The sequence below is a fragment of the Streptomyces sp. cmx-18-6 genome, assembly GCF_046548915.1.
Classification (GTDB): Bacteria; Actinomycetota; Actinomycetes; order Streptomycetales; family Streptomycetaceae; genus Streptomyces.
Genome location: NZ_JAEBEP010000001.1, coordinates 1,083,197 through 1,095,941 on the forward strand (window position 1 = coordinate 1,083,197; position 12,745 = coordinate 1,095,941).

The following is a 12,745-nucleotide window of genomic DNA, read 5'->3' on the forward strand; positions in this document are numbered from 1 at the left end:
GCCCGGAGAAGTCGACAAAGGGACAGGGTCGGGGCGGTACGGCCGTCCGGCGCCCGCCCATGGCCCGGTGCGGGCGTCAGGCCCCGCCCGAACCCCCGCCGTCTCCGGTGGCCTTACCGATCTCGGAGATCCAGTCGGTGACCGTGCCGATCGCGTCACCGATCGCTTCCCAGTACCCCTTGCCCTGGGCGACCCAGTCCTGGAGCGGGGTCAGCTCCCAGATGAGCCAGCCGGCCACGATCAGCAGGACCAGGGTGAACAGGCAGCCCTTGAGGCAGCCGAGGCCGGGGATGCGCATCGGGTTGGCGCTGCGCTGCCTCGGCGGACGCGGCTCCCGCGACGGGCGCGGGGCGGGCTGCTGGGGCTGCTGCGGCTGCGGGGGCGCGTACTGCTGCCGCTGCGGCTGGTGCCGTTGCTGCGGCTGCTGGTAGCGCTGGGGTTGCTGCTGGCGCTGTTGCTGCTGGTGCTGCGGCGGGTACTGCTGGCGCTGCGGGGGCTGCTGCCGCTGGGGAGGCTGCTGGGGCGCCTGGCGCTGGGGGCGGCGGCGCAGCGGGTCCTGGCTCGGGTCCAGGTACTGCACCTGGGTCTGATCGTTGCGGTCGCGGGCCGCCTGGAGCTGCGACTGCCAGGGGTGCGGGCCGTCCGGCTGCGGCGGCCCGTCCGGGTGCGGCACGGGCGGCAGGACGGCGGTCGGGTCGGCGTGGCCGCCGGGGCCCTGGTTGCCGTAGCCCTGGCCGCCGGGGCCGCTCGGGTTCCCGGTCTGCGGGAGCACGCTGGTGGCGGCGGCGGGGTCGTACGAGCCCGCGTTGCTCGGCAGCACCTGCGTGAGGTCGGCCGCGCCCGGGGTCTCCGGGACGGCGGCGGGCGCCGGGTCGGGGGCGAGCAGGGCGCCCACCCCATCGGCGGCGGCGATCTGGGCGGAGTTCGCGTGGACGCCGATGCCCGAGGCGACCGTACGCAGCGCGCGGGCCAGGTTCTCGGCGCTGGGCCGCTGGTCGGGGTCCTTGCGCAGGCAGCGCTCTATGACCGTCCAGAGCGGTTCGGGGACGGTGGAGGGGCGGCGCGGCTCCTCGCTGAGGTGCCGGTGCAGGACTTCGAGGGCGGTGCCCCCGGCGAACGGCGGGCGGCCGGTGACGAGTTCGTACAGCAGGATGCCCGCGCCGTAGATGTCCACGGCGGAGGTCTGCGGACGGCCCTCGGCGGACTCCGGCGCCACATAGGCGGGGGTGCCGACGAACTCGTGCGTCCGGGTGAGCCCCGGGGAGTCCGCGAGCCGCGCGATGCCGAAGTCGGTGAGCATCGGGGTCATGCCGCCGTCGCGCTCGTCGAGCAGCACGTTGGCGGGCTTGAGGTCGCGGTGGACGACGCCGTCCGCGTGGCTGGCGGCGAGCGCGTCCGCGATCTGCGCGGTGAGCAGGGAAGCGGCGACCGGGGTGAGCGGACCGTTCTCCCGCAGATAGCGGTGGAGGTCGGGGCCGTCGATCAGGTCCATCACCAGGGCGAGGAGATCGCCCTCGACGACCAGGTCGCGGGTGCGCACGATGTTCGGGTGTGTGAGCCGCAACAGGACCGAGCGCTCCCGCAGGAACCGCATCACCACATCGGCGTCGTTGGCCAGCTCCTCCTTGAGGACCTTGATCGCCACGGTCTCGCCGGGCTGCCCGGCGACGGCCGCCTCGGCGCCCGCGGTCTCCCGCTGGCGGGCTCGCCAGACGGTGCCCGTGGCGCCGCGTCCGAGCGGCTCCTCGAGCAGGTACTTGCTGCCTACCGGCCGCACGTCATGCGCTCCCTGCTGATCGTGGTGCTTGCGGTCCCCGGGCCCGCCCGGCTGTCCCGGGCCGGCACTCCGGCCCATGTCGCCGATACTCCGGGCCCATGTTCCGGCCCACTCTAATGCCGCTGGACAAGGGGCCGGGGTGTCGTCGGAGAAGGGTTCCGGGGGTCGCGTTCCGGGGGAAGACGCGCACATCGGACAGATGGTTGCCGCACCCGACCGTAGCCAGGGAATCCGAGACTCGAACAGAAGTGCCGTATGCCCGTCGAGAATGCGGCCGGCAACCCTCGCCGTGGGCCCCTGAACGGCGGGAACCGGACGCAAGCAGGCACTTTTGCGCCCACAGCCGACCATTCAAGATCATTTAAAGGTGACCGCCGGGCGTGTTGTCAGTGGCAGGTGCGAGGATGCCTCCAAGGACGGATCTGACGGGTCGGGAGCCCGGGGTCCGTGACGACCTGTACGGACGACCTGTCCGTGCCGGGTGGGGGGAATCACAGGGCGTTTCCCCTGCCGGGCACCCCGCGCAGAAGGGACCGCCGACGGCGATGCAGATCCGGCTGACCGTCCTCGCGCCGCGCAGCGGCCAGACCCCGGCGCGCGCCTGCGATGTGCTCGTCACCGCTCCCGCGGGCACGGCGCTGGCCGCCGTCGCCTCCGGTCTGGCCCAGGCCGTCTCGGGGCCGGAGGGCTCCCAGGGCGGCGGGGCGGTGGTGCTCTTCGCCGGGCGGGAGCGGCTGGACGCCCAGCGCACAGCCCTCGGTGAGCCGCCACTGGTGGACGGGGCGGTGCTCTCGCTCCAGGTCCCCGGCGACGACGAGGCGACGGACGACGTCGTTCCGGCGCAGCTGCACGTGGTCTCCGGGCCGGACGCGGGCGGGGTCCATCTGCTGCACGGCGGACAGGTCCGGATCGGCCGCTCCGCCGAGGCGGACGTCCCGCTGGACGACCCGGACGTGTCGCGGCTGCACTGCGCGGTGACGGTCACCGATGACGGCCGGGTCTCGGTCGCGGACCTCGGCTCGACGAACGGCACGTCCCTGGACGGTACGGAGGTCCGCGACCGGCCGGTCCGCTTCCCTCCCGGCGCGCTGCTGCGGCTCGGCGAATCGGCCCTCCGGCTCACGGCCGGCTCGCGTACGGCGACGCTGCCCACGGCCCCGGACGGCGAGGGCCACCTCCGGGTGAGCCGCGTCGACCCGGACGCGCACGCCCCGGGTCACCACCCCGCCGACCACCGCACCGGCACGCCCTTCCCCGCCCCGGCCGCCGCTCCCGCCCACCGGGCCGAGCATTCCGGCCGGCACGGCGACGGCTCCGGTTCCGGCTCCGGGTATGACTCCGGTTCCGGGTACGGCTCCGACTCCAGGTCCGGGTACGACTCCGGTTCCGGCTCCAGTTCCGGTTCCGGCCCAGGTCAGGGGTACGGCTACCCGCCCTACGTCTCCCGCTCGGGTCCCACCGGGCCCATCGGCCACGAAAGCGGCAGGCCGGATCCCGCCCACGGCGCTCCGGACGCGCCCGCGCACCACCACCGGACCCACGGCGGCGGGGAGTCGTCCGGCGCGGCGGATCCGGACAGCCGCGAGCCGTCCGGCGCGGGCGGGACGCCCCGGCGCGGAGGCATAGGCGCGTGGGCCCGGCGGCTCAAGGGCGGCAGCGGTGGCAGCGGCAGCGGCAGCGGCAGCGGCAGCGGCAGCGGCAGCAGGAACGACCAGGCACGGGGAGCGGAGCGGCCGGGGCAGGCCCAGGGGCAGGCCGACCGGAGGCAGGGCGAACGGTGGGGGGACGGCCGGGGGCAGGACGAAGGGTGGGAGGACGGCCGGTGGCAGGACGAACGGTGGGAGGAGCCGGGGGCCACCCCCTCCGGTCGCTCCCCCGCCGCGCCGGGCACGTACGGCTCGCCCTCCGGCCCGTACGCCTCATCCGGTGCGTACGCCTCATCGAGCTCGTACACCTCATCCGATACGTACACCTCCTCGGATCCGTACGAGACCTCCGGCGAGTCCGGCGAGTCCGGACACCTCGCGTCGCCCGCGTCGCCCCTCTCCCCCTTCTCCGCCGTGCCGTCCGCGCCCGAGGGCACCTGGCCGGACCCGGCGGCGGTGCTGCTGACCGCGCTGGGGCCGGGGCCCCGGCTGTGGGAGCGCCACGACGGGCACCCGGAGGCGCTGGTGGTGCGGCTCGGGACGACCGACCGGGCCGATGTGCCCTCGGTGCCGGTGACGGTGGGGCTGCGGGAGGCCGGTTCGCTGGGGCTCGCCGGGCCGCGCGCCCGGCTGGCGGGGGTGGCCCGTGCGACGGTGGCGCAGCTCGCCGCGCTGCATTCCCCGTTCGACCTGGAGATCGTGCTCATCAGCACGGACCGCTCCCGCTCGCTGGATGAGCGGCGGCGCGAGTGGTCCTGGCTGGGGTGGCTGCCGCATCTGCGCCCGATGCACGGGCAGGACTGCCGGCTCCTCCTGGCGTACGACCGTGAGCAGGCGGCCGCCCGGACGGCCGAGCTGGTCCGCCGCCTCGACGAGGGGCCGCTCGGTCCCGGCTGGCCGAACCTGGACCGGACCGAGGTGGCCGAGGCGTCCCGCGCGCACACGGGCCCGCACACGGTGGTCGTCCTGGACGGCGACCCGGGCACGGCGGCGCTGCGCGAGACGACGGCCCGGCTGGCCGGTGCGGGCGCGGCCGCCGGAATCCATCTGATCTGCCTGGCCGAGACCCCGGCCGCCTCTCCCACCTCCCCGGTCGCCGCGACGTACGACGCCGCCTGCCGGGCCTCCATCGCCTTCCGCGAGTGCGGGGCGGTCGCGATGCTCAGCGGCGATGTGGCGACGGCGTTGCGGCTGCTGCGTACGGCGGGCGGCCAGGCGGCGGGCCACGGCACGGTGGCCGCGGTGGACGCGGTGTCGGCGGCCTGGGCCGAGCGGTTCGGGCGGGCGCTGGCACCGCTGCGGGACGAGGGGTCGGCCGCGTTGGCGGGCCGCCCCACGACGGCCGCGCTGCCGCCCTCCGCCCGGCTGCTGGACGAGCTGGGCCTGGCCCGCGCGACCCCGGCGTCGCTGATGGCCCGCTGGGCCTCCACGGCGGAGGAGCAGCCGGGCGCTTCGACGCCCCGCCCCGCCGCCGCTCCCCCGCCCCGGGCGGACCTGGACGCCCCCGGCTCGGGCCGCACCCTCAGCACGGGCCCACGCGTCGGCCCCCAGCGCCACCACAACCAGGACCCCGCGCACGCGGACCGCACGCCGTATCCGGGGACGGACGCCCGGGACCCTGACCGCACCCCGTACCCGGCCATGGGAGGCCGGGACTCCGACCGCACGCCGTACCCCGGCACGGGAGACCGCACGCCGTACCCGGGGACGGACGCCCGGGACCCCGACCGCACCCCGTACCCGGCCATGGGAGGCCGGGACTCGGACCGCACCCCGTACCCCGGCACGGGAGACCGCACCCCGTACCCCGCCATGGGAGACCGCACGCCGCCCCCCGGGACGGACGCCCGGGACCCCGACCGCACCCCGTACCCCGCCCGCACCGCCCCCCGGATCGGCCCGCAGGGCGGGGAGGCCCGGGCGGCGGGGCCCGTGCCGCAGGGCGTGCACGCCGGGCGGCCGGTGCTCGTCCTCGGGGCCGGGCCCCGGGGCGCGCTCAGCGTCGATCTCGCCGACGAGGGGCCCCACCTGCTCATCGAAGGGCCCGCGGGCAGCGGGCGCACCGAGCTGCTACGGGCCATCGCCGCCTCGCTGGCCTCCGCCGCCCGGCCCGACCGGCTCGGCATCCTGCTGGTCGACGGCCACGGCGGGAAGCCCGAGGAGCGCGACAGCTCAGCACCAGGACTGCTCCCCTGTACGGAGCTGCCGCACGTCTTCACGCACCTCGTGGCCTCCGACCCGGTCCGCATGCGGGAGTTCGCGCAGGCCCTGGGCGGTGAGCTGAAGCGCCGCGCCGAGCTCCTCGGCCCGCTGGACTTCACCGCCTGGCACGCCCGGCACGCCCAGCCCGAGGAACACGCCCAGCAGGAGGAGTCCCGGCGCATCGTGGGCCAGCGCCCACCGAGCGGCGCCGAGCACCGGGGCGACCTGGACTCCCCGGCCAGCGGCACCCTGCGGCTGCGCCCGGTCACCGCGCGGGCCACGGACCCGGGCCCGTCCCCGCTGCCCCGCCTCGTCGTGCTCGCCGACGACTTCGACGCGCTGGTCGCCCCGGGACTCGGCAGCCCCGGCCGCCCCGCCGCCGGTTCCGTGGTGCGGGCGCTGGAGGCCGTGGCCCGGGACGGCGGACGGCTCGGCATCCATCTGGTCGCCACCTCGGCCCGCCCCGACCGCACCGAGGACACCGACCTGGCCCGGGGGGCGAGGCTGCGGATCGTCCTCGACGCCCCGGTCCTGCCGCCCTCCCCGGACGAACCGGCCCCGGGCCGGGGCCGGTTGGGCCACCCGGACGGCCGGGTGACCCCGTTCCAGGGCGGCCGGGTCACGGGCCGCATTCCGCGTACGGCGACGCTGCGGCCCACCGTCGTACCGCTGGAGTGGGAGCGGATGGGCGATCCGCCGACCCGGCGTCCGGTCCGCGAGCTGGGCAACGGGCCGACCGACCTGGCACTGCTCGCCAGCGCCCTGGAGCGCGCGGCCCGCTCGGTGAACGCCGAACGCCTGCCCCCGCTGATCCCGTTCCCGAGCTGACACTCCTGCCCCTGCCCGGCCGTCCCTCACCTCATGCCGCCACATCCCTCCGTATCGACTGACGCGACGTCACGAGCCCATCACAATCACCCTGTTGGGACCGACGATGGTATTGCGGTGTCCGGATACCGGGCGTAGGACTGTGCGAACGGACGACGCAGCCCGGGTTACGAGGACGTGACCGGGGGGCGCGTACGGAAGAAACGGGGCAGGAAGAATGCGCACAACCCTTTCCATACGCAGGGCCGCACTCGTCTTCACGGCGGTCGGCGCTCTGGCGCTGACCGGCTGCGGGGACGGCGGCGGTTCGAAGAAGCCGGGCGACGGTTCGGGCAAGGGCACGGGCACGGACAGCGCCTCCGGCGTCACCCTGCCGAAGCTGGACGGGGAGAAGGTCTCCGTAGCCGCGGTCTGGACAGGACCCGAGCAGGCCAACTTCACCAAGGTGCTGGGCGAGTTCGAGAAACGTACGGGCGCGAAGGTCACCTTCGTCCCGGCCCAGGACCCGATCGTCAACTTCCTCGGTACGAAGATCGCGGGCGGCGAGCCCCCGGACGTCGCGATGATCCCGCAGGTCGGCGCGATCCAGCAGGCGGTCGCCAAGAAGTGGGCCAAGCCGGTCGGCGACGCGGCGAAGGCCCAGCTGACCAAGAACTACGCCAAGGTCTGGCAGGACCTCGGGGCGGTGGACGGCACCCAGTACGGCGTGTACTTCAAGGCCGCCAACAAGTCCCTGATCTGGTACAACGCGGCGGCCTTCGACAACGCGGGCGCGGCCGAGCCGAAGACCTGGAAGGACTTCATCTCCACCGCCGAGACCATCTCCGCCTCCGGCGTCACCCCGGTCTCGGTGGCGGGCGCGGACGGCTGGACGCTCACCGACTGGTTCGAGAACGTCTACCTCTCCCAGGCGGGCCCGGAGAAGTACGACCAGCTGGCCAAGCATGAGATCCCGTGGACCGACCCGTCCGTCAAGGACGCGCTGACCACGCTGGCCGAGCTGTTCGGCAAGCCGGAGCTGATCGCGGGCGGCGCGGACGGGGCGCTCCAGACGGAGTTCCCGACGTCGGTGACCCAGACGTTCACGGGCGGCGACCAGCCCAAGGGCGCGATGGTCTTCGAGGGCGACTTCGTCTCCATCAACATCGCGCAGACCAAGGCGAAGATCGGTACGGACGCCAAGGTCTTCCCGTTCCCGGCGGTCGGCGCGGACTCCCCCGTGGTGACGGGCGGCGACGCCGCCGTGGCGCTGAAGGACAGCAAGGGCGCGCAGGCGCTGCTGACCTGGCTGGCCTCGGCGGACGCGGCGAAGATCTGGGCCGAGGCCGGCGGGTTCATCTCGCCGAACAAGAACCTGGACACGGCCGCGTACCCCAATGACGTGCAGCGCACGATGGCCGAGGCGCTGATCGCCGCCGGTGACGACGTCCGCTTCGACATGTCGGACCAGGCCCCGCAGTCGTTCGGCGGGACGCCCGGGAAGGGTGAGTGGAAGATCCTCCAGGACTTCCTGAAGAACCCGAAGGACATCGCGGGGGCCCAGCGGAAGCTGGAGTCCGAAGCCGCCAAGGCGTACAAGGGCTGACGCGGTGGCGACCACGAACGCGGGAGGCGCCGGTGCGGCGCCTCCCGCCGACCCGAATCCGCCCGCAGCGGCCCCGGACCCGGCGCCGCAAAGGACCGCCAAGAGCGTGACCGGCACCCGCAGGGTCATCGCGGCGGCGTTCCTGCTGCCCGCGCTGGTGCTGCTCGGCGCGCTGGTGCTCTACCCGATCGGCTACTCCCTCTACCGGTCGTTCTTCGACCAGGCCGGTACGGGCTTCGCCGGGATCGACAACTACAAGGCGCTGTTCACCGACGACACGATCCTCACCGCGGTGAAGAACAACGCGATCTGGGTGGTGTTCGCCCCGACCGTCGCCACCGCGCTGGGCCTGATCTTCGCGGTGCTGACCGAGCGGATCCGCTGGGGCACGGCGTTCAAGCTGATCGTCTTCATGCCGATGGCGATCTCGATGCTGGCGGCGGGCATCATCTTCCGGCTGGTCTACGACCAGGCTCCGGAGCGCGGGGTGGCCAACGCCGTCGCGGTGGGCGTGCACGACACGTTCAGCGAGTCGTCCGGCTTCCCCAAGGCGCGCCCGCTGCCCGTGCATCCGCTGGAGAAGGGCGAGGGCGGTTCGTACGTCTCCAAGGAGCCGCTACGGGCCGGGGAATCCGTGCGGGCGCCGCTGGTCGGCGTGGCCCCGGCCAAGATGCCCGGCGACGCCCGCCCCGCGAAGGCGGCCCCGCCGGCGTCCGGGGACGGGATCACCGGCACGGCCTGGCTGGACTTCACCCGGGGCGGCGGCGGGAAACCCAATGTCGTCGACCCCGAGGAGCTGGGCCTGAAGGGCCTCAAGGTGGAGGCGGTCAAGGACGGGAAGGTCGTCGCCGCGGCGACGGCCGGGGCCGACGGGGTGTTCACCCTGCCCGCTTCGGCGGACGGGGCCCAACTGCGCCTGCCCGCCGACAACTTCCGCGAGCCCTACAACGGCGTCGACTGGCTCGGCCCGTCCCTCGTGACGCCCGGGATCATCGGGAGTTACGTGTGGATGTGGGCCGGGTTCGCGATGGTGCTGATCGCGGCCGGGCTGGCCGGGCTGCCGCGTGAACTCCTGGAGGCCGCCCGGGTGGACGGCGCGAACGAGTGGCAGGTGTTCCGCCGGATCACCGTGCCGATGCTGGCTCCGGTCCTCGCGGTGGTGCTGGTCACGCTGATGATCAACGTACTGAAGGTCTTCGACCTGGTCTTCATCATCGCGCCGGGCTCCAGCCAGGACGACGCCAACGTCCTGGCCCTCCAGCTGTACCGGTCCTCGTTCGGCACGGACGCCGACCTGGGCATCGGCAGCGCCATCGCGGTGCTCCTGCTGCTGCTGGTGTTGCCGGTGATGCTCTTCAATATTCGCCGGATGCGGAAGGAGGGACGACGATGAGCACGCCCACGCGACTCAAGCCCGAGCAGTCCCTCGGCGCCCGGATCGCGGCGCGCCTCGGCGGCGGGGTGATGCGGGTCTTCCTGATCCTGGTCGCCCTGTTCTGGATCATGCCGACGATCGGCCTGTTCCTCTCCTCGCTGCGCGGGCCCGAGGACATCGCCGCGACCGGCTGGTGGAAGATCTTCACCGCCCCATCCGAGCTGACCTTCGACAACTACCAGCGGCTGCTGGACAATTCGACGATCACCGGGTCGCTCGTCAGCACCATCATGATCACCGTTCCGTCCACCGTGCTGGTGGTGGTGATCGGCTCGCTCGCCGGATACGCCTTCGCCTGGATGGACTTCCCCGGCCGCGACTGGTGGTTCCTGCTGGTCGTCGGGCTGTTGGTGGTCCCCGTGCAGGTCGCCCTGATCCCGGTCTCCGAACTCTTCGGCACCATCGGGATCTTCGAGACGACGCTCGGGGTGGTCCTGTTCCACACGGCCTTCGGGCTGCCGTTCGCGATCTTCCTGCTGCGGAACTTCTTCGCGGAGATCCCGCGCGAACTACTGGAGGCGGCCCGGCTCGACGGGGCGGGCGAGATCCGCCTCTTCACCCGGGTCGTGATGCCGCTGGGCGGTCCGGCGATCGCCTCGCTGGGGATCTTCCAGTTCCTGTGGGTGTGGAACGACATGCTGGTGGCGCTGATCTTCGCGGGTTCCGACTCGCCGCCGATCACCGTGGCGCTCCAGCAGCAGGTGCGCCAGTTCGGCAACAACATCGACGTCCTCGCGCCCGGCGCGTTCGTGTCGATGGTGATCCCGCTGGCGGTGTTCTTCGCCTTCCAGCGGCAGTTCGTCTCCGGGGTCATGGCGGGGGCGGTGAAGTAGCCCCCGCCCCACCCTCACGCACGACAACGCGCACACACGTACGACGGCACTCACACTCGTACGTCAACGAGAGGCGGCCCCGCTCCCTGGAACGGGGTCGCTTCGCCGTGTATCTCACCCGAATGCCGCGCCCGGCGTAACCCTGTCATTCCATCCGACGTTTGCGGGCCACCTGCGTCCCCGCGAACGACCCATGGATGTGTAGTGCCCCGGTTCAGTGTCATCGTGCCCGCATTCCGGGTCCAGGCGTATCTGCACGCGTGTCTGGACTCCGTGCTGAGCCAGTCGTTCAAGGACTGCGAGATCATCGTGGTCGACGACTGCTCCCCGGACGCCTGCGGCCCGATCGCCGACGAGTACGCCCGCCGGGACCCCCGCGTCACCGCCCTCCACCTGCCCCGCAACGCGGGCCTCGGCCCGGCCCGCAACGCCGGGATGGAACGGGCGTCCGGCGACTACCTGATCTTCCTGGACGGCGACGACACCCTCCTCCCCGAAGCACTCCAGACCATCGCGGACCGGCTCGGGGCGACCGGCGACCCCGACGTCCTGATGTACGACTACGCCCGGACCTATCTGACGGGCCGGAGCGTGCGCAACGTCCTGGCGGACCGGCTGAACGAGCGGGGCCCCGCCGCCTTCCGGCTGGCCGACCGCCCCGAACTGCTCGAACTCCTCATGGTCGTCTGGAACAAGACCTACCGCCGCGCGTTCGTCGAGGCCGAGGGGTTCGCCTTCCCGCCCGGCTACTACGAGGACACCCCCTGGACCTACCCGGTGCTGATGTCCGCCGGGTCGATCGCGGTCCTGGACGCGGTCTGCGTCTCCTACCGGCAGCGGCGGCGCGGCAACATCCTCTCCACCACCAGCGAGAAGCACTTCGACATCTTCGACCAGTACGACCGGGTCTTCGCGTTCGTCGACGCCCGCCCCGAACTCGCGGCGTGGCGGCCGGTGTTGTTCCGCCGGATGCTGGACCACTTCTCGGCCGTCTACGCCTCCCCCGACCGGCTGCCGCTCCCCAGCCGCCCCGCGTTCTTCCGCCGGGCCACCGCCGCCTGCCGCCGCTACCGCACCCCCGGAGCCCCGGCCCCCCGCTCCGCGCGGCTCCGGCACGGCCTGATGCGGGTGGGCGCGCGGCGCACCTACCGGGCCCTGGCCGCGAGCCGACGCCTGGGCAAGGGGCTGCGCCGGGGCACGGCGGCCCTGCGCCGGGCGGTGCGGGGGGCCGCGCTCCACGCGCACTACCGCCTCCAGCTGCGGCTGCCGCTGCGCCCGGCGCACGCCGTGTTCGCGGCCCACGGCGGCGGGGGGTACGCGTGCAGCCCGGCCGCGATCGAGGCGAAGGCCCGCGAGCTGGTCCCGGGGCTGCGGACCGGGTGGATCTGCCGTCCGGTCGACGCCCACACCGTGCCGACCGGCACCCGGCCCCTCGCACCCGGCACCTTCGCGTACTGGAGCGCCCTCGCCCGCTCCACGTACCTCGTGAACAACGCCGACTTCGACCGGCGGCTGGTGAAGCGGCGCGGCCAGATCCTGGTCCAGACCCACCGGGGCACCCCGCTCAGGACCGAGGGCGCCGACCTCCTGGACCGGCCGGCCGCGGCCCGCGACACCGACTTCGAGCAGCTGCTCCGCACCGTCGACACGTGGGACTTCTCCCTCTCCGCCAACCCGCACTCCACCCTCGTACGGGAGCGGGCCTACCCGTCCGCGTACACGACCCTGGAGTACGGCTCCCCGCGCACCGACGTCTACCACCGCGCCACCTCCGCCGACGTGGCCCGGCTCCGCGAGACCCTCGGCATCCCGGCGGGCAGCACGGCCCTGCTCCACGCACCCACGCACCGCGACTACCGGCGCGTCCAGCGGCCCGCCCTGGACCTGGAGCGGCTGATCCGGGTCCTGGGGCCGCACTTCGTGATCCTGGACCGCGCCGTCGCCCGGAGCGGCGGACGTGCGCGTACGGGGGCGCACCCCGGCATCATCGACGTCACCGGCCATCCCTCTCCGGAGGCGCTGGCGCTCGCCTCGGACGCGTTGATCACGGACTACTCGTCGCTGATGTTCGACTACGTCAACCTGGACCGCCCGGTGGTGCTGCACCTCGGCGACATCGAGGCGTACGAAGCGGCCCGGGGCACCTACTTCGACATCACGGCCTTCCCGCCCGGCGTCGTCGCCCGCGGCCAGGACGAGCTGTTCGACATCTTCGCCACGGACCACTGGCGCGGCTCCCGTTCGGCGGAGCTGCGCGCCGCGTTCCGGGCGCGGTTCTGCCCGTACGACGACGGGCACGCCGCCGAGCGCGTGGTGCGGCGGGTCTTCCTCGGGGAGACGGACGTGCTGCCGGCCTCCTCCCTCGCGATGCCCGCGCCCGTACGGCAGAACCCGGCGGGGGCCCGGGCGGGCGGCTGAGGCGGGCCCGCCCGGGGAAGG

The 12,745-nt window shown here is 73.8% G+C and carries 6 protein-coding genes; 5 read left to right on the forward strand and 1 reads right to left on the reverse strand.

Features of this window, described 5'->3' with window-relative positions; all coding sequences use genetic code 11:
* Positions 1–76: 76 nt before the first annotated feature.
* Positions 77–1,777, reverse strand: coding sequence for a serine/threonine-protein kinase (locus tag ACLJPL_RS04875; RefSeq protein ID WP_411079381.1), 1,701 nt, complete (start codon positions 1,775–1,777; stop codon positions 77–79).
* Between the two features lie 545 nt (positions 1,778–2,322).
* On the opposite strand from ACLJPL_RS04875, the gene ACLJPL_RS04880 reads away from it, so the two are divergent.
* The 5 genes from ACLJPL_RS04880 (at position 2,323) to ACLJPL_RS04900 (ending at position 12,724) form a co-directional block, all read left to right on the forward strand.
* On the forward strand, positions 2,323–6,453 hold the full coding sequence (locus ACLJPL_RS04880; protein WP_411079382.1) for an FHA domain-containing protein: 4,131 nt from the start codon (positions 2,323–2,325) through the stop codon (positions 6,451–6,453).
* Between the two features lie 217 nt (positions 6,454–6,670).
* Positions 6,671–8,038 carry an ABC transporter substrate-binding protein gene (locus ACLJPL_RS04885; protein WP_411079383.1) on the forward strand — a complete coding sequence of 456 codons (1,368 nt, stop codon included), beginning with the start codon at positions 6,671–6,673 and terminating at the stop codon, positions 8,036–8,038.
* 106 nt (positions 8,039–8,144) lie between these two features.
* A complete protein-coding gene (locus ACLJPL_RS04890; protein ID WP_411079384.1) occupies positions 8,145–9,431 on the forward strand; it encodes a carbohydrate ABC transporter permease in 1,287 nt (428 codons plus the stop codon).
* A complete protein-coding gene (locus ACLJPL_RS04895; protein WP_411079385.1) occupies positions 9,428–10,306 on the forward strand; it encodes a carbohydrate ABC transporter permease in 879 nt (292 codons plus the stop codon). Before ACLJPL_RS04890 ends, ACLJPL_RS04895 begins: the two co-directional genes overlap by 4 nt.
* A 204-nt stretch (positions 10,307–10,510) precedes the next feature.
* Positions 10,511–12,724, forward strand: coding sequence for a CDP-glycerol glycerophosphotransferase family protein (locus tag ACLJPL_RS04900; RefSeq protein WP_411079386.1), 2,214 nt, complete (start codon positions 10,511–10,513; stop codon positions 12,722–12,724).
* Positions 12,725–12,745 lie beyond the last annotated feature (21 nt).